The following is a 14874-nucleotide window of genomic DNA, read 5'->3' on the forward strand; positions in this document are numbered from 1 at the left end:
AAGGCCGAGATTTACGTACTGACGAAGGAGGAGGGTGGCCGTCACACGCCGTTCTTTGATGGATATCGTCCCCAGTTCTACTTCCGCACGACGGACGTGACGGGCATTGCCCAGCTTCCCGAAGGTGTGAAGATGGTGATGCCCGGCGACAACGTTACCATCGAGGTTGAGCTGATCATGCCCATCGCCATGGAGAAAGAGCTTCGTTTCGCCATTCGCGAGGGCGGCCGGACGGTAGGCGCCGGCGTCGTCAGCGAGATCATCGAGTAGGGCCGACAACGGCTTTCGCAGGTTAATATCAGGAGGATCGGCAAGGTGATGGACCAGCAGAAGATCAGAATCAAGCTAAAGGCGTATGACTACAGGATCCTGGATACCTCGGTCAATGAGATCGTGGAAACCGCCAAACGTACCGGCGCCAGGGTCTGCGGACCCATCCCGTTGCCGACAAGACGCAGCATCTACACTGTGCTTCGCGGGCCACACATCGACAAGAAGTCCAGGGAACAGTTCGAGATCCGTATCCACAAGCGCATGCTCGACATCGTTGATCCCACCCCCCAGACCGTCGATGCACTCATGAAGCTGGACCTTTCCGCAGGTGTGGATGTGGAGATTAAACTCTCGTAAGGGGGTAAAGGAACATGCCACAGATGGACCTCCTAAATATCAAGAATGAAGTCGTGGGCAAGGTTGAGCTTGCCCCGTGGTGGCAGGAATCCGGCAACCCCTCCCTCATCCACCAGGCCGTTACGGCGGCCAGGGCGGGGGCAAGGAGAGGGACTCACGCCTCCAAGGGCCGCGCTGACGTGTCCGGTGGGGGAAGGAAACCCTTCCGCCAGAAAGGGACGGGCCGCGCACGGCAGGGGACGATCCGCGCACCTCACATGAGGGGCGGGGGTACTGTCTTCGGACCACAGCCCAGGGACTACAGCAAGTCCATAAACAAGAAGATGTCCCGCAAGGCCCTCCAGGGCGCTCTTGCCTACAAAGCGGCCACCGATAACCTCGTGGTCCTTGAGGAACTCGTGCTGGAGGCGCCAAAGACAAGGGAGTTTGTCGCGGCCATGGACCGGTTCGACGTGATCAGCGCTCTCGTCGTGGTTGATCAGATCACCGAAGAGCTCATGAGGGCATCGTCCAACCTCACCTGGATAAAGGTCGTGATTCCTGAAAACGTCAACATCTACGATGTCCTGTTGTTCGAGAAGTTCATCGTGGCCAGTAAGGCGCTTGAGGCGCTGGAAGGAGCGCTGATCGCATGAGACCCTACGGTCAGGTTATCATCAGGCCCCTTCTGACAGAGAAAAACGCTGTCCTGAAGGAGACCCTCAACAAGGTGGCCTTCGAGGTTGCGCCCAACGCCAACAAGATCGAGATCAAGAAGGCTGTGGAAGAGGCGTTCAAGGTGTCGGTGGATTCGGTCAACATCCTCAATGTCCGCGGCAAGATCAAGCGCCTGGGCAGGAGTTTCGGCAAACGCCGGGACTGGAAGAAGGCAGTGGTGACCCTGAAAAAGGGCAGCACCATCGAATTCTTCGAGGGGATCTAGGAGTCTGCCGAAGAGATGCACGCAGACTCCTGGGTATAAATATCCATCAACCCGGAGTCAAATGAGTTCTTGAAAAACAGCGAGAAATGAAAAGGACAGGGCAAGGAGCGATAAGAATATGGCTATCAGGAAACTGAAACCTACATCGCCGGGACGGCGGTTCCAGACGATCAACGATTTTGCCGAGGTCACGACCAGCAAGCCCGAAAAGAGCCTCCTCGCACCTCTGAAGAAAACCGGGGGGAGGAACAACACCGGGCGGGTCACCGCATGGCAGAGGGGCGGAGGGCACAAGCGCCGATACCGGATCATCGATTTCAAGAGGGACAAGTTCGGTATCCCGGCCAGGGTCCGCTCCATCGAGTACGATCCGAACCGCAGCGCCTATATCGCTTTGCTAGTTTACGCCGACGGAGAGAAACGCTATATCCTGGCTCCCCAGAACCTGAACGTGGGGGACGAGGTCATCAGCGATGAGAAGACCGATATCAGGCCCGGAAACGCCATGAAACTGCGTAATACGCCTTTGGGGACCCAGGTCCACAATGTGGAACTTAAAGAGGGCAAGGGCGGACAGATGGTACGCAGCGCTGGGAATTACGCCCAGCTCATGGCCAAGGAGGGTGATTTCGCGACCTTGCGGCTTCCCTCGGGAGAGATACGGATGGTACGTCTCGATTGCATGGTCACGGTAGGCCAGCTGGGCAACACCCAGCATGAGATCGTTTCCATTGGTAAAGCCGGCCGTTCAAGGTGGCTGGGCCGCAGGCCCAACGTGAGGGGCGTTGCCATGAACCCCGTCGACCACCCCATGGGCGGCGGCGAGGGGAAGAGCTCCGGCGGACGGCATCCCTGCACACCTTGGGGTAAGCCGACAAAAGGCTACAAGACCAGGAGCAAAAACAAGAATTCTGACCGCTATATCGTGAAGCGGCGGTCCTAGACCGGGAGGATTGCGTTGGCCAGGTCCATAAAAAAAGGTCCCTTCGTGGACGACCACCTCACCAAGAAGGTGCAGACCATGGAGGAAAGCGGGGAGAAGAGGGTCGTCAGGACATGGTCGAGAAGGTCCATGATCCTACCCGAGATGGTCGGGTACACTTTCGCCGTCCACAACGGGAAAATCTTTGTGCCGGTCTTCGTCAGCGAGAACATGGTAGGCCACAGGCTCGGCGAGTTCTCGCCCACGAGGACATACAAGGGTCACACGTCAAAGGCTGACAGGAGAGGCAAGAGGTAAGCTTGTCTTACCAGCGAGGATAAGTCATGGAATCGACTGCAAAAGCCAGATATGTCCGCATTGCCCCGAGAAAACTCAGGCTCGTGATGGACATGGTTAGAGGTAAGCCGGTGGAAGATGCTCTTCGCACCCTCGGGCTTGTGAGAAAGAGCGCGTCGCCGGTACTCGCAAAGGTGATCAAGTCTGCCCTGGCCAACGCCGGGAACAACCACGGTATGAACACGGACAGCCTTTTCATCAAGGAGGCCTATGTCGATGAGGGGCCGACCCTTAAACGGTTCATGCCAAGGGCTATGGGCCGGGCGACTGCGATCAGGAAAAGGACGAGCCACATCACCGTCGTCCTTTCCGAGAAATAAGGAGGAGATTTTGGGCCAGAAAGTCCACCCGAAGGGGTTCCGCCTGGGGATCATCAAGGACTGGGATTCCCGCTGGTACGCTGAGAAGGATTACGCCAAGCTGCTCCACGAGGATATCCGTATCCGCGGCTTTATCAAGGAGAGGCTTTTTAACGCGGGTGTTTCCAGTATCATCATCGAAAGAACGGCCAAGCGGGCCAGGATCAACATCCACGCCGCGCGCCCTGGGATCATCATCGGTAAGAAGGGCTCCGAAGTGGAAGTGCTTCGCCGCGAGATCCAGAAGATGACCGACAAGGACATCTTCATCAACATCGTCGAGGTGCGCAAGGCCGAGATCGAGGCCCAGCTCGTGGCTGAGAACATCGCCGGGCAGCTGGAACGGAGGGTCGCTTTCCGCCGTGCCCTCAAACGCAGCGTGTCTTCCGCACTGCGGTTTGGCGCCGAGGGGATCAAGGTCATGGTGGCCGGCCGTCTTAACGGGGCTGAAATGTCCAGGCGCGAGTGGTACCGGGAGGGGAGGGTTCCCCTGCAGACCCTTCGTGCCGACATCGATTACGGCTTCGCAGAGGCCCATACTACCTACGGGATCATCGGCGTGAAGGTCTGGGTCTTCAAGGGTGAAGTGACCGACCAGAGCACCAGCAGGGATGAAAGCAGGGCCTGACATGGGCCTGGCCAGGATCAGATAAGACCAGTGATGAGGGCGCCCGAGAAGGGGGCCATTGGGAGACAGCGTCATGTTGATGCCAAAGAAAGTCAAATTCAGGAAGCAGATGAAGGGCCGTATGAGGGGCATGGCCATGCGCGGCAACAAGCTGAGCTTCGGCGATTTCGGTCTTCAGGCCCTGACCCCTGGATGGATCACCGCGAGGCAGATCGAGTCCGCACGTATCGCCATCACGAGGCACGTCAAGAGGGGCGGTAAGGTCTGGATCCGGATCTTCCCGCACAAGCCCATCACCAAAAAGCCTGCCGAGACGCGGATGGGTAAGGGTAAAGGCTCCCCAGAGGCCTGGGTAGCCGTGGTCAAGCCCGGCCGGGTCCTTTATGAGCTCGAGGGCGTGACGGAAACCGTGGCCCGTGAGGCCATGAGGCTCGCTTCCCACAAACTTCCCATCAAGACGAAGATCCTTGCCAGGGAGGATGTGCGATGAAAGCCACTGAACTGAAGGACCTGACTCTGGACGAGCTTCGCCAGAAGGAAAATGACCTTAATTCTGAACTGTTCAACCTTCGTTTCCAGCTCGCCACCAGCCAGCTGGAAAACCCCATGCGGCTGCCCCTGACACGGAGAGATCTCGCGCGGGTCAAGACTGTTATCGCCGAGAAAGAGCGTGCGGCCGAGAGGACTGAATGATGCCAGAAGCCATCAGCACAGAACGGAAGATCATTGTCGGAAAAGTGGTGAGCAACCGCATGGAAAAGACAGCCGTGGTCCAGGTACAGCGGCGCTTTGCCCACCCCGTTTACAAGAAATTCGTGAGCAAGCGGGTCAAATACAAGATCCACGACGAACAAAACGACCTCAAAGTGGGTGACACTGTACGGATCGTGGAGACCAGGCCTCTGTCGAAAGACAAGAGGTGGCGTCTCCTTGAGATCCTCGAGCGGGCCCCGCAGGACTGATCGAGCTTCGCCAGAGAGGGATTGAGAGATGATCAAGGTTGAGACGGTGCTGGATGTGGCCGACAACAGCGGTGCCAAAAAGGTCCTGTGTTTCAGGATCCTCGGCGGCTCGAAGCGAAAGTCGGCAAGCGTGGGCGATGTTATCGTGGTTTCCATCAAGGAAGCCGCGCCGGAATCGAAGGTTAAAAAGGGTGACGTCCACCGGGCCGTCATCGTCAGGACAAAGAAAGAGGTCCGCAGGGCGGACGGATCCTACATCCGTTTCGACAACAACGCTGCGGTTATCATCAACGAGGCCCGGGAGCCTGTCGGGACCCGTATTTTCGGCCCCATCGCCAGGGAGCTGCGCGGGAAGAACTTCATGAAGATTGTTTCCCTCGCACCTGAGGTCCTCTAGGAGACTGCCATGGCCGGGATCGCCATCAGAAAAAACGACTTCGTCGTCGTCACGGCGGGTAAGGAAAAAGGGAAAAAAGGCAAGGTCCTGAAAATCCTCAGGGAAAAGGACCGGGTTATCGTCGAGAAGGTGAACTTTGTCAAGCGACACCAGAAGCCCTCAAGTGCCCAGAAGCAGGGCGGGATCATCGAGCGCGAAGGTTCGCTGCATCTGTCCAACGTCATGCTTTTCTGTGAAAAATGCGCAAAGGGTGTCAGGGTCCGCAGGCAGCGCCTCGACGACGGCAAAGTCGTCAGGTTGTGCGCCGGCTGCGGTGAATCCTTTGATTGACCGGGAGTGATTCTCCATGAATGAGATCCAGAGAAAATACAAGGAAGAGATCGTGCCGGCCATGATGAAGACGTTCAGCTACGTCAACATCATGGAGGTCCCCAGGGTTGAGAAAGTGGTCCTCAACATGGGGCTCGGAGACGCCCTGGAAAATGCCCGGGTCCTGGACACCTCCATGGAGGAACTTGCCAGGATCACCGGCCAGAAGCCCGTTCTCACAAGGGCCAGGAAGTCCATCGCCAACTTCAAACTGCGTGAGGGAAACCCCATAGGATGCCGGGTCACCCTGAGAAAACAGCGCATGTACGACTTCCTGTACCGCCTTCTCAACATCGCCCTTCCCCGTGTCAGGGACTTCAAGGGGGCCTCTCCCCGCGGGTTCGATGGCCGGGGCAACTACACCCTGGGTGTCCGCGAGCAGCTCATCTTTCCTGAGATCAACTACGACGATGTCGAGAAGATCAAGGGGATGAATATCACTATTGTCACGTCCGCCAAGACCGACGAAGAGGCGAAGGAACTCCTCAACCTCTTCGGTGTTCCGTTCAGGAAGTAGGACTGGAGAAGAAATGGCTAAAAAATCCCTTGTCAACAAGGCCAAAAGTAAACCCAAATTCGCTGTCCGCGGATACAACAGGTGTCCCCTCTGCGGCCGTTCAAGGGCTTATTTGAGGCGGTTCGCCATGTGCCGCATCTGTTTCAGGAACCGCGCCCTTGCCGGAGAAATCCCGGGCGTCGTCAAAGCGAGCTGGTAGGAGGAAAGCTATCATGTCAATGACCGATCCCATTGCCGACATGCTCACCAGGGTCCGCAATGCCCTCATGTCAGGTAAGGAGAAAGTGGACGTTCCAGCGTCCACGGTGAAGGAAGGCATCGCCCGGATCTTGCGGGACGAGGGTTATATCATCAATTACAGGGTTATCGAGGATAACAAGCAGGGGATTATCCGCATTACCCTGAAATACGGGGAGGTGGATACGCCCGCCATCGAGAAACTGCAGAGGATCAGCAAGCCTGGCCGGCGTGTCTACGTGCCCGCAAAGGAGGTCCCCAGGGTCCTCAACGGACTTGGCATCGCCATCCTGTCCACCTCGAAGGGGATTCTCACCAACCGTGAGTCCAAATTGCAGAACGTGGGCGGAGAGGTCCTCTGTTACATATGGTAATACCTTCCCGGGCCGCCAGGTACCGGTACGGGACAACTTTTCGGAGCGATGAGACATGTCCAGAATAGGTAAGCAGCCAATACCAGTGCCCGGCGGGGTCGATGTGAAGCTCGACAACAGGACCCTGACGGTGAAAGGTCCCAGGGGGTTTTTGATCCGCGACCTGCCCCTGGGCGTCGACATCGAGATAGACAGCGGTGAGATCCGGGTTCTTCCACCTTCGAGGCCCAAAGAGAAGACGGCATTTCAGGGGCTGACACGCAGCCTGATCCACAACATGGTGGTGGGCGTTTCCGAAGGGTACAAGAAGGAACTCGATATGGTCGGCGTCGGGTATCGAGCCATGGCCAAGGGCAGATCCCTGGAGATCCATGTCGGCTTTTCGCACCCGGTGGATTTCAACCTTCCCGACGGGATCACGGCTGACGTCGACAAGAGCAACAGGATCACCGTTGAGGGGATCGACAAGGAAAAAGTAGGCCAGACAGCTGCCGACATCAGGGCCCTCAGGCCCCCCGAACCCTACAAGGGCAAGGGCATAATGTACGTCGGGGAGAAGATCCGGCGCAAGGCCGGCAAGACCGGTGTCTAGAACGGTTTTCGGAGGATAATAAAGTGGGCAGGATCGAGGACAAAAAAAGGACCCGACAGGCGAGGCGCACAAGGATCAGGGGCAGGCTCCAGGGTACTACGCAAAGACCCAGGCTGTCGGTTTTCAGGAGCGCAAGGCACATTTACGCCCAGATCGTGGATGACGCTGTCGGGGCGGTATTGGCCAGCGCATCCACCATGGACAACCAGATCCGTGAGACTCTCAAGACCGGGGGCAACATGGACGCGGCCCGTGAGGTAGGAAAACTCATCGCCCAACGTGCCGCCAGCAAGAAGATCGAGAATGTGGCCTTCGATCGCGGCGGGTTTAAATACCATGGCCGTGTCCAGGCACTTGCCGAAGCCGCGAGGGAAGGCGGACTCAAGTTTTGACAACCTCGCAATCACACAGGACGATAGGTGCAAAATGGCTAAAGCGTTAAAAAAACCGCTTCGTGACGTTACGATCGATGATACGGAACTTATTGACAAGGTTGTTTTCATCAACCGTGTAGCCAAGGTGGTCAAGGGCGGGCGCAGGTTCCGCTTCAGCGCTCTTGTCGTTGTCGGGAACGGCAAGGGCCTGGTCGGGGTTGGGCAGGGTAAGGCCAACGAGGTCCCGGAGGCTATCCGGAAGGGGATCGAGAGCGCCAAAAGGAGCCTTTTCCGGATAGCGTTGAGCGGCTCCACGATCCACCACCAGGTGATCGGCAGGTGGGGCGCCGCCAAGGTGCTCCTGAAGCCCGCAAGCGCCGGTACCGGTGTTATCGCCGGCGGGCCGGTGCGCGCTCTCATGGAGGCTGTCGGGGTCAAGGATATCCTGACCAAGTGCCTCGGAACAAATAACCCCACCAACGTTCTCAAGGCCACCATCCAGGGGCTGCAGTCAGTCAGAAGCCCTGAGGATGTCGCCAGGCTGCGCGGCAAGAAGGTCAGCGAGATCCTTCACGGCTAGGAGCCTGTCGGAGAACCCAATACAGGCTCCTGGATAATGGTCGGGTCGGTTCCACATGGTTAAGACAAGTAGCCCAAAAAAATGAATCAAGGTCTGAAAAAGGACAATGGCTGACACACTTTCCGGCAGCGTGATGAGGTTCCCCGACACGCTGCTGGTTTGGGAGAGAGAAAGATGGCCAAGATCGATGTGACATTAGTGAAAAGCACCATCGGCCGCCCCGGCAAGCACGGCATCGTCGTGCGCAGCCTGGGGCTGAGAAAACTGAACCAGACGGTTCGCCACGAAGACAACGCCTGTATCAGGGGGATGGTCAACAAGGTCTCTCACCTGTTGAAGGTCGAAACCGTGGAGGAAGAATAGATGCTTAGTAATCTCAAGCCAGCCAAGGGTTCGACAAGGAAAAACCGCCGAGTCGGGCGTGGTCCCGGCAGCGGTGTCGGGAAAACAAGCGGCCGTGGTCATGGCGGTCAGTGGTCCCGATCGGGCGGTGGAGTGAAAGCAGGGTTCGAAGGCGGTCAGATGCCGCTTCAAAGGCGCCTGCCGAAGCGCGGTTTTACCAACTTGTTCCGCACCGAGTATACCATCGTCAACCTCAGTGACCTGAACAGGGTTGAGGATGTGCAGGTCATCGATCCGGACCTCATGGTCAAGCTCAGGCTTGTCCGGAAGGGGATGCCGGTCAAGGTCCTCGCGGTTGGGGAACTTACGCGCTCCGTAACCGTCAAGGCTCACAAATTCAGCACGGCTGCCGCGGCCAAGATCGAAATGGCCGGCGGAAAAGCCGAAACCGTCTGAGGGGGCCCACTTGCTTTCCAGCTTTGTCAACATTTTCAAGATTCCGGAATTAAAGCGCCGGATCTTCTTCACCTTCGGGCTGTTGGCCGTCTACCGTATCGGCGCCCATATCCCCACACCGGGTATTGATGGAATGGCGCTTGCCGAGTTTTTCAAACAGGCTCAGGGAACCCTGCTCGGGTTTTTTGACATGTTCTCGGGCGGCGCCCTGCTGAGGATGACCATCTTCGCCCTGGGTATCATGCCGTACATCTCGGCGAGCATCATCATCCAGCTCCTCACCGTTGTCATCCCTCACCTTGAGCGGCTCGCCAAGGAAGGGGACGCCGGCAGGCGGGTGATCGTCCGGTACACAAGGTACGGCACTGTGGGGCTGGCGGCGTTCCAGAGTTTTGCCATCTCAGTCGGACTCGAGCAGATGACTAGCCCCGGTGGCGCGCCTATCGTCCCGTTCCCGGGGTGGGGTTTCAGGTTCATGACCGTCATCAGCCTCACGGCGGGCACAGCGTTCATCATGTGGCTCGGTGAGCAGATCACGGAGCGGGGGATCGGGAACGGGATATCCCTCATCATCTTCGCCGGTATCGTCGCCAGGATGCCCACGGCAACCGTCCAGACCTTCTCCCTTGTCCGGACCGGTGAGATCTCTGTTTTCCTGATGCTGTTCGTCCTGGTGATCATGGTCGGGGCCATCGCGTTGATCATTTTCATGGAACGCGGGCAACGCCGGATACCGGTCCAGTACGCCAAACGCGTCGTGGGCCGCAAAATGTACGGAGGGCAGAGTACGCACCTGCCCCTCAAGGTAAACACTTCCGGGGTCATCCCGCCCATCTTCGCCTCGTCCATCCTGATGTTCCCGGCCACCGTTGCGGGGTTCATCAAGAACCCCATCATGGAAGCGGTCGCCAACACCTTCGCCCCGGGGCGCGCGTTGTACACAGTCCTTTACGTGGGCCTGATCATCTTCTTCTGCTATTTTTACACCGCCATCCAGTTCAATCCAGTGGATGTGGCTGAAAACCTGAAGAAGTACGGCGGGTACATCCCGGGGATCCGACCGGGTCGGAAGACCTCCGAGTACATCGACCGGGTGCTGTCCCGGATCACCTTCGGGGGGGCCCTGTACCTTTCAATGGTGTGTGTGCTTCCGGAGGTCCTTTACCGGATCTTTAACGTGCCCTTCTATTTCGGGGGAACCGGTCTGCTCATCGTTATCGGTGTCGCCCTGGACACGGTCACCCAGGTAGAGACCCACCTGGTGACGAGACATTATGAAGGGTTCATGAAGAAGGGCAGAATCAAGGGGAGACGATGATGGACTTTATCCTGCTGGGACCTCCTGGCGCAGGCAAGGGCACCCAGGCCAAGCTCATGATCGACAAGTGGAAGATCCCGCAGATCTCCACGGGCGATATCCTCCGAGCCGCCGTCCGGGAAGGCACAACTCTCGGTGTCGAGGCCAAGGGCTTCATGGACTCGGGGGGACTGGTCCCGGACCGTGTCGTCATCGGGATCATCGCCGAAAGGCTCAAGGAGGCCGACGCTTTTAACGGGTTTATCCTGGACGGATTTCCGAGGACCATTCCCCAGGCCGAAGCGCTTCAGGAGATCCTGGATGAACTGGGTAGGGAAATCCACCACGTGGTCAGTATCGAAGTCAACGAAGAGGAGCTCGTGTCCCGTCTGACGGGCCGCCGGATGTGCAAGGGGTGCGGGGAGAGCTTCCATCTCGCCTTCAACCCGCCGGCAGCTGATGGTGTCTGCGACCGCTGCAGTGGTGAGCTGTACCAGAGGGATGACGATAAGGAAGAGACCATTCGTCAGCGCCTGGCTATTTACACCCGGCAGACGGAACCCCTCATCGCTTATTACGGTGATCAGGGGAAGGTGAGACACATCGAGGGAACCGGAGGTATCCAGGATATCTTTTCCAGGATTCTCCAGGCCGTAGGCAGTTAAGAGGCTTTTTCAGGCCTGTTGAAGGGACCGGACACCTGAGATGATCCACCGCAAGTCTGTCGCCGAGATCGCCGTTATACAGGAGGGCGGCCGGTGTGTAGCAAAGGTCCTTGAAAGAATGAGACAGGTGGTGAAACCGGGCATCACCACCATGGATATCGAAAGGGAAGCGGACCGGATATCCCGGGAGCTGGGTATCGTACCGGCGTTCAGGGGTTATAACGGGTACCCGGCCTGCATATGCGTTTCGGTCAACGAGGAGGTCGTTCACGGCATCCCTTCTGAGGACAAGATCCTCGCCGAGGGAGATATCGTCGGGCTCGACTTCGGAGCTCTCCATAAGGGGTTTTACTCCGACGCCGCGGTTACCCTCACGGTGGGGAGAGTGGATGAGGAGACGCAGAGGCTCCTCGACGTGACACGCGAGGCCCTTGACCGTGGGATTGCCCAGGCCCGGCAGGGTAACAGGATCGGCGACATTTCGAGCGCCGTCCAGAATTACGTCGAGGACAACGGTTTTTCCGTGGTGAAGGTTTTTGTCGGGCACGGTATCGGCCGGAGTCTCCACGAGGAACCGCAGATTCCCAATTACGGCGAGCCCCAGTGGGGGGTCAGGCTCAAACCGGGGATGACACTGGCCATCGAACCCATGGTCAACGCCGGCACCGACGATGTCAAGGTACTAGCGGACGGATGGACAGCAGTGACCACTGATGGAAAGCTGTCTGCCCACTTCGAACACACCGTTGCGGTGACCGAAAACGGGCCGCTGATCGTGACCGTGGATAACTAGATCGCTTAGCCGGGGATTGTTCGGTGTTCGGCTGGGAAAAAGCAGCCAAAAGTCAGTAATCGTGGCGGTGCAAAGGTCATCAATGCGTCCCTTGCAACAGGAGATCAAGATTTAATGGCTAAAGAAGAAGCAATAGAAGTTGAGGGGACGGTTGTTGAACCACTGCCCAACGCCATGTTCAGGGTGGAGTTGGAAAACGGTCACCAGGTGTTGGCGCATATCTCCGGGAAGATGCGGATGCACTATATCCGCATACTGCCCGGAGACAAGGTTACGGTTGAACTGTCCCCTTATGATCTGACAAGAGGCAGGATCACCTACCGGGCGAAGTAGGCAGTCGCTCTGAACGGAAAGAGGATGTCATGAAAGTTCGACCTTCTGTCAAGAAGATGTGTGACAAGTGCAAGATCGTTCGGCGAAAACGTATCGTCCGGGTGCTTTGCGAGAACCCTAAGCATAAGCAGCGGCAGGGCTGATTACAGGAGGTGTTTGCGTGGCTCGTATTGCCGGAGTAGATTTACCCAGGAACAAGAGGATAGAGGTTGCGCTGACCTATATCTACGGTATCGGCCCTTCCAAGGCCGTCAAGATCGTTCGTGAAGCCGATGTTGATCCCGATGTCAGGGTCGTGGACCTTGACGAGGGTCAGGTCATCCGCCTCAGGGACATCATCGTGAAAAACCATATGGTTGAAGGCGATCTCCGCCGGGAGATCTCTTTCAGCATCAAGAGGAAGATGGACCTTGGCTGCTACCAGGGGCTTCGCCACAGGCGGGGACTCCCTGTCCGTGGTCAGAGGACCAAGACAAACGCCCGGTCCAGGAAGGGACACCGACCGTCCATCGGCGGCCGGAAGAAGAGATAGTCCCAAGCACGGGAGGAGAAATGGCTAAACCGAAAAAAGGTTCGGGCAGGAAAGTCAAGAAGAACATTCCTGTCGGTGTGGCTCACATCCAGGCCACATTCAACAATACGATCATCACCATTACGGATCCTGTCGGCAATACCCTTTCCTGGTCCAGCGCCGGGAGCAAGGGGTTCAAGGGGTCACGGAAAAGTACTCCCTTCGCGGCCCAGTTGGCTGCCGAGGACGCGGCCAAGAGGGCCATGGAACATGGTATCCGAAAGGTGAATGTTTTTGTTAAAGGACCCGGCTCCGGCAGGGAGGCGGCCCTCAGGTCGCTCCAGGCTTCCGGACTCGAGGTTACCATGATCAGGGATGTCACACCCATCCCTCACAACGGTTGCCGTCCGCCCAAGAGGCGCAGGGTCTGACCTAAGGAGGAATCCATTGGCAAGGTACAAAGAATCAGTTTGCCGTCGCTGCCGCAGGGAGGGCGCCAAGCTCTTCCTCAAGGGAGACCGGTGTTATTCCGACAAGTGCGCCGTTGAGCGCCGTCCCTACCCTCCCGGGCAGCATGGGACCCGCCGCGTCAAGCAGTCCGACTACGGCATCCAGCTCAGGGAGAAACAGAAGGCGCGCCGGATCTACGGTGTCATGGAGGGGCAGTTCAGGAATTACTTCAAGATAGCGGACGGGCAGAAGGGTGTGACAGGTGAGAACCTTATCATCCTGCTCGAGCGGAGGCTGGACAATACCGTTTTCAGGCTGGGTTTCGCCGGGTCCAGGAACGATGCACGGCAGCTTGTCAGGCACGGACACGTTGCTGTCAACAGTCGCAAGGTCAACATTCCCTCCTATCTTCTCAGGCCCGGCGACGTTATCGAGATCCGCGAGAAAAGCCGGAAATCGACCCGGGTCCAGGAGGCACTCGTCTCCGCCGAGCGGAAGAGCACGCCCACCTGGCTGGAACTGCAAGCTCCTGATTTCCTGGGGAAGTTCAAGAACTATCCCACCCGGGACGAAGTCGCACTCCCGGTGAACGAACAGCTTATCGTGGAGCTTTACTCCAAATAAGTAACGGGTCCGTCAAAAGGGGATCATGACCATGATGGAAAAGAACTGGAAAAGTCTGACGCGCCCTAAAAGGCTGGAGTTCGTAGAGGACTCGAAAACAGACACCTTCCGCCGTTTCACGGCAGAGCCTTTCGAGAGAGGCTTCGGAACGACACTGGGTAACGCACTTCGCAGGGTCCTGCTCTCCTCCCTCCAGGGAGCGGCTGTTACAGCCTTCAGGATCGAGGGCGTCCTCCACGAGTTCTCGACTATTCCGGGGGTTTTCGAGGACGTGACGCAGGTGGTTCTGAACCTGAAGGAACTGCGTTTCAAGGTTCATTCGGGGGCCCACAAGGTGATCTCCATCGATGTGGCGCGCGAAGGCGTAGTCACTGCCGGCGATATCATCACGGACCAGGACGTCGAGATCCTGAATCCCGAGCTCCCCATCGCCACCCTGGAGAAGGGCGCTCATCTCAAGATGGAGATGGTCGTGGAGGTCAACAAGGGGTTTGTACCTGCCGAGCTCAACAAGGATGAAGAACTTTCGGTGGATTTCATAATCGTCGATTCGATCCACTCTCCTATCGTCAAGGTGAACTACTGGGTGGAAAACGCCCGTGTCGGTCGAACGACCGATTACGACAAACTCATCATGGAGATCACCACTGACGGCAGCATAGCGCCGGATGATGCTCTCGCCATCTCCGCGAAGATCGTCAAGGAGCACATGAACCTCTTCATCAATTTCGAGGAGGACGATGTCCACGATGAGAAAGAGGAAAAGGAATCGGAGCAGGAAAAAAAGAAGCTCTACGAGAAGCTCAACAAGCACGTCAATGAGCTCGAGCTCTCTGTCCGGTCCATTAACTGTCTGCAGAATGCCAACATCGGGAATATCGGCGAACTGGTCCAGAAGACCGAACCGGAGATGCTCAGGACCAAGAATTTCGGCCGTAAATCCCTTAATGAGCTCAAGGATATCCTCGAGGAGATGGGCCTTACCTTCGGTATGGACATCCTGGGGTGGACCCCCTCCGAGGACGAGCCTGAAGAAACCCAGGAAGCAGTCTGAGAGTAGGGGCAAAAGTCCTGGCTGGACTTTTGCCTGTCGGGCAGGAAAAGCGTGGTTTTCCTGCCCTCGCGGATAGATGGCTTGAATATTGACCATCTCTCCGGGCGCCTCTCCCGGGCGCGGCGAAAT

At 57.5% G+C, this 14874-nt stretch carries 30 protein-coding genes; all 30 read left to right on the top strand.

The genetic code is table 11. From position 1 onward, the window contains the following. On the top strand, window positions 1-270 hold a 270-nt coding region (gene tuf, locus P1S46_02215; GenBank protein ID MDF1535299.1), incomplete at its 5' end, for an elongation factor Tu. A gap of 48 nt (window positions 271-318) precedes the next feature. Then, window positions 319-630: a 30S ribosomal protein S10 gene (gene rpsJ / locus P1S46_02220; GenBank protein MDF1535300.1), complete on the top strand. Its 312-nt coding sequence runs from the start codon at window positions 319-321 to the stop codon at window positions 628-630. Window positions 631-653: 23 nt separating this feature from the next. After that, window positions 654-1265: a 50S ribosomal protein L4 gene (gene rplD, locus P1S46_02225; protein ID MDF1535301.1), complete on the top strand. Its 612-nt coding sequence runs from the start codon at window positions 654-656 to the stop codon at window positions 1263-1265. Further along, window positions 1262-1552, top strand: a complete 291-nt coding sequence (rplW, locus tag P1S46_02230) for a 50S ribosomal protein L23 (protein MDF1535302.1) — start codon at window positions 1262-1264, stop codon at window positions 1550-1552. The genes rplD and rplW overlap by 4 nt, the downstream gene beginning before the upstream one ends. 118 nt (window positions 1553-1670) lie before the next feature. Further along, window positions 1671-2495: a 50S ribosomal protein L2 gene (rplB, locus tag P1S46_02235; protein ID MDF1535303.1), complete on the top strand. Its 825-nt coding sequence runs from the start codon at window positions 1671-1673 to the stop codon at window positions 2493-2495. Window positions 2496-2510: 15 nt separating this feature from the next. Further along, window positions 2511-2792: a 30S ribosomal protein S19 gene (gene rpsS, locus P1S46_02240; GenBank protein MDF1535304.1), complete on the top strand. Its 282-nt coding sequence runs from the start codon at window positions 2511-2513 to the stop codon at window positions 2790-2792. Between the two features lie 26 nt (window positions 2793-2818). Beyond that, complete coding sequence (gene rplV / locus P1S46_02245; GenBank protein ID MDF1535305.1) at window positions 2819-3151, top strand: 50S ribosomal protein L22; 333 nt, start codon at window positions 2819-2821, stop codon at window positions 3149-3151. Between the two features lie 10 nt (window positions 3152-3161). Further along, window positions 3162-3818 carry a 30S ribosomal protein S3 gene (rpsC, locus tag P1S46_02250; GenBank protein MDF1535306.1) on the top strand — a complete coding sequence of 219 codons (657 nt, stop codon included), beginning with the start codon at window positions 3162-3164 and terminating at the stop codon, window positions 3816-3818. A gap of 73 nt (window positions 3819-3891) precedes the next feature. Next, the gene (rplP, locus tag P1S46_02255) at window positions 3892-4308 is read left to right on the top strand and encodes a 50S ribosomal protein L16 (GenBank protein ID MDF1535307.1); all 417 of its coding nucleotides are present in this window, start codon (window positions 3892-3894) and stop codon (window positions 4306-4308) included. After that, a complete protein-coding gene (gene rpmC, locus P1S46_02260) occupies window positions 4305-4511 on the top strand; it encodes a 50S ribosomal protein L29 (GenBank protein MDF1535308.1) in 207 nt (68 codons plus the stop codon). Before rplP ends, rpmC begins: the two co-directional genes overlap by 4 nt. Beyond that, window positions 4511-4780, top strand: coding sequence for a 30S ribosomal protein S17 (gene rpsQ, locus P1S46_02265; protein ID MDF1535309.1), 270 nt, complete (start codon window positions 4511-4513; stop codon window positions 4778-4780). Before rpmC ends, rpsQ begins: the two co-directional genes overlap by 1 nt. 28 nt (window positions 4781-4808) lie before the next feature. After that, on the top strand, window positions 4809-5177 hold the full coding sequence (gene rplN, locus P1S46_02270) for a 50S ribosomal protein L14 (protein ID MDF1535310.1): 369 nt from the start codon (window positions 4809-4811) through the stop codon (window positions 5175-5177). Between the two features lie 9 nt (window positions 5178-5186). Next, a complete protein-coding gene (gene rplX / locus P1S46_02275; protein ID MDF1535311.1) occupies window positions 5187-5507 on the top strand; it encodes a 50S ribosomal protein L24 in 321 nt (106 codons plus the stop codon). 16 nt (window positions 5508-5523) lie between these two features. Then, window positions 5524-6063, top strand: a complete 540-nt coding sequence (gene rplE / locus P1S46_02280) for a 50S ribosomal protein L5 (protein MDF1535312.1) — start codon at window positions 5524-5526, stop codon at window positions 6061-6063. Window positions 6064-6076: 13 nt separating this feature from the next. Further along, window positions 6077-6262, top strand: a complete 186-nt coding sequence (locus tag P1S46_02285) for a type Z 30S ribosomal protein S14 (GenBank protein ID MDF1535313.1) — start codon at window positions 6077-6079, stop codon at window positions 6260-6262. Window positions 6263-6275: 13 nt separating this feature from the next. Next, window positions 6276-6674, top strand: coding sequence for a 30S ribosomal protein S8 (gene rpsH / locus P1S46_02290; protein ID MDF1535314.1), 399 nt, complete (start codon window positions 6276-6278; stop codon window positions 6672-6674). A gap of 55 nt (window positions 6675-6729) precedes the next feature. Then, window positions 6730-7266, top strand: coding sequence for a 50S ribosomal protein L6 (gene rplF / locus P1S46_02295; GenBank protein MDF1535315.1), 537 nt, complete (start codon window positions 6730-6732; stop codon window positions 7264-7266). Between the two features lie 23 nt (window positions 7267-7289). Next, window positions 7290-7658, top strand: coding sequence for a 50S ribosomal protein L18 (rplR, locus tag P1S46_02300; GenBank protein MDF1535316.1), 369 nt, complete (start codon window positions 7290-7292; stop codon window positions 7656-7658). 34 nt (window positions 7659-7692) lie between these two features. Further along, window positions 7693-8220, top strand: a complete 528-nt coding sequence (gene rpsE / locus P1S46_02305; protein ID MDF1535317.1) for a 30S ribosomal protein S5 — start codon at window positions 7693-7695, stop codon at window positions 8218-8220. Between the two features lie 174 nt (window positions 8221-8394). Beyond that, entirely contained in the window at window positions 8395-8583 is a 189-nt protein-coding gene (rpmD, locus tag P1S46_02310; protein MDF1535318.1) for a 50S ribosomal protein L30, read from the top strand. Further along, the gene (gene rplO / locus P1S46_02315) at window positions 8584-9018 is read left to right on the top strand and encodes a 50S ribosomal protein L15 (protein MDF1535319.1); all 435 of its coding nucleotides are present in this window, start codon (window positions 8584-8586) and stop codon (window positions 9016-9018) included. 10 nt (window positions 9019-9028) lie between these two features. After that, entirely contained in the window at window positions 9029-10336 is a 1308-nt protein-coding gene (secY, locus tag P1S46_02320; protein MDF1535320.1) for a preprotein translocase subunit SecY, read from the top strand. Then, window positions 10336-10980 (top strand): adenylate kinase, encoded by a 645-nt coding sequence (locus P1S46_02325; GenBank protein MDF1535321.1) that lies wholly within the window; start codon window positions 10336-10338, stop codon window positions 10978-10980. Before secY ends, P1S46_02325 begins: the two co-directional genes overlap by 1 nt. A gap of 40 nt (window positions 10981-11020) precedes the next feature. After that, on the top strand, window positions 11021-11773 hold the full coding sequence (gene map / locus P1S46_02330; protein ID MDF1535322.1) for a type I methionyl aminopeptidase: 753 nt from the start codon (window positions 11021-11023) through the stop codon (window positions 11771-11773). A 114-nt stretch (window positions 11774-11887) separates the two neighbouring features. Beyond that, the gene (gene infA / locus P1S46_02335) at window positions 11888-12106 is read left to right on the top strand and encodes a translation initiation factor IF-1 (protein MDF1535323.1); all 219 of its coding nucleotides are present in this window, start codon (window positions 11888-11890) and stop codon (window positions 12104-12106) included. A gap of 29 nt (window positions 12107-12135) precedes the next feature. Next, on the top strand, window positions 12136-12249 hold the full coding sequence (gene rpmJ, locus P1S46_02340) for a 50S ribosomal protein L36 (protein ID MDF1535324.1): 114 nt from the start codon (window positions 12136-12138) through the stop codon (window positions 12247-12249). Window positions 12250-12266: 17 nt separating this feature from the next. Next, window positions 12267-12638 (top strand): 30S ribosomal protein S13, encoded by a 372-nt coding sequence (gene rpsM, locus P1S46_02345; protein ID MDF1535325.1) that lies wholly within the window; start codon window positions 12267-12269, stop codon window positions 12636-12638. Between the two features lie 20 nt (window positions 12639-12658). Beyond that, complete coding sequence (gene rpsK / locus P1S46_02350; GenBank protein ID MDF1535326.1) at window positions 12659-13048, top strand: 30S ribosomal protein S11; 390 nt, start codon at window positions 12659-12661, stop codon at window positions 13046-13048. Between the two features lie 16 nt (window positions 13049-13064). Continuing rightward, window positions 13065-13691, top strand: a complete 627-nt coding sequence (gene rpsD, locus P1S46_02355) for a 30S ribosomal protein S4 (protein MDF1535327.1) — start codon at window positions 13065-13067, stop codon at window positions 13689-13691. Between the two features lie 34 nt (window positions 13692-13725). Further along, window positions 13726-14745: a DNA-directed RNA polymerase subunit alpha gene (locus tag P1S46_02360; protein MDF1535328.1), complete on the top strand. Its 1020-nt coding sequence runs from the start codon at window positions 13726-13728 to the stop codon at window positions 14743-14745. Window positions 14746-14874 lie beyond the last annotated feature (129 nt).

This window comes from bacterium (assembly GCA_029210545.1).
Taxonomy (GTDB): Bacteria; BMS3Abin14; BMS3Abin14; order BMS3Abin14; family BMS3Abin14; genus JARGFV01.

Coding starts and splice junctions, on each gene's coding strand:
- rplB (MDF1535303.1), top strand. CDS start 1,671: ATGGCTATCAGGAAACTGAAACCTACATCGCCGGGACGGCGGTTCCAG.
- rplF (MDF1535315.1), top strand. CDS start 6,730: ATGTCCAGAATAGGTAAGCAGCCAATACCAGTGCCCGGCGGGGTCGAT.
- rpmD (MDF1535318.1), top strand. CDS start 8,395: ATGGCCAAGATCGATGTGACATTAGTGAAAAGCACCATCGGCCGCCCC.
- rplV (MDF1535305.1), top strand. CDS start 2,819: ATGGAATCGACTGCAAAAGCCAGATATGTCCGCATTGCCCCGAGAAAA.
- rpsJ (MDF1535300.1), top strand. CDS start 319: ATGGACCAGCAGAAGATCAGAATCAAGCTAAAGGCGTATGACTACAGG.
- rpsQ (MDF1535309.1), top strand. CDS start 4,511: ATGCCAGAAGCCATCAGCACAGAACGGAAGATCATTGTCGGAAAAGTG.
- map (MDF1535322.1), top strand. CDS start 11,021: ATGATCCACCGCAAGTCTGTCGCCGAGATCGCCGTTATACAGGAGGGC.
- infA (MDF1535323.1), top strand. CDS start 11,888: ATGGCTAAAGAAGAAGCAATAGAAGTTGAGGGGACGGTTGTTGAACCA.
- rplN (MDF1535310.1), top strand. CDS start 4,809: ATGATCAAGGTTGAGACGGTGCTGGATGTGGCCGACAACAGCGGTGCC.
- P1S46_02325 (MDF1535321.1), top strand. CDS start 10,336: ATGGACTTTATCCTGCTGGGACCTCCTGGCGCAGGCAAGGGCACCCAG.
- rplX (MDF1535311.1), top strand. CDS start 5,187: ATGGCCGGGATCGCCATCAGAAAAAACGACTTCGTCGTCGTCACGGCG.
- rplP (MDF1535307.1), top strand. CDS start 3,892: ATGTTGATGCCAAAGAAAGTCAAATTCAGGAAGCAGATGAAGGGCCGT.
- rpsH (MDF1535314.1), top strand. CDS start 6,276: ATGTCAATGACCGATCCCATTGCCGACATGCTCACCAGGGTCCGCAAT.
- rplD (MDF1535301.1), top strand. CDS start 654: ATGGACCTCCTAAATATCAAGAATGAAGTCGTGGGCAAGGTTGAGCTT.
- P1S46_02360 (MDF1535328.1), top strand. CDS start 13,726: ATGGAAAAGAACTGGAAAAGTCTGACGCGCCCTAAAAGGCTGGAGTTC.
- rpmC (MDF1535308.1), top strand. CDS start 4,305: ATGAAAGCCACTGAACTGAAGGACCTGACTCTGGACGAGCTTCGCCAG.
- rplO (MDF1535319.1), top strand. CDS start 8,584: ATGCTTAGTAATCTCAAGCCAGCCAAGGGTTCGACAAGGAAAAACCGC.
- rplW (MDF1535302.1), top strand. CDS start 1,262: ATGAGACCCTACGGTCAGGTTATCATCAGGCCCCTTCTGACAGAGAAA.
- rpmJ (MDF1535324.1), top strand. CDS start 12,136: ATGAAAGTTCGACCTTCTGTCAAGAAGATGTGTGACAAGTGCAAGATC.
- rpsE (MDF1535317.1), top strand. CDS start 7,693: ATGGCTAAAGCGTTAAAAAAACCGCTTCGTGACGTTACGATCGATGAT.
- rplE (MDF1535312.1), top strand. CDS start 5,524: ATGAATGAGATCCAGAGAAAATACAAGGAAGAGATCGTGCCGGCCATG.
- rpsK (MDF1535326.1), top strand. CDS start 12,659: ATGGCTAAACCGAAAAAAGGTTCGGGCAGGAAAGTCAAGAAGAACATT.
- P1S46_02285 (MDF1535313.1), top strand. CDS start 6,077: ATGGCTAAAAAATCCCTTGTCAACAAGGCCAAAAGTAAACCCAAATTC.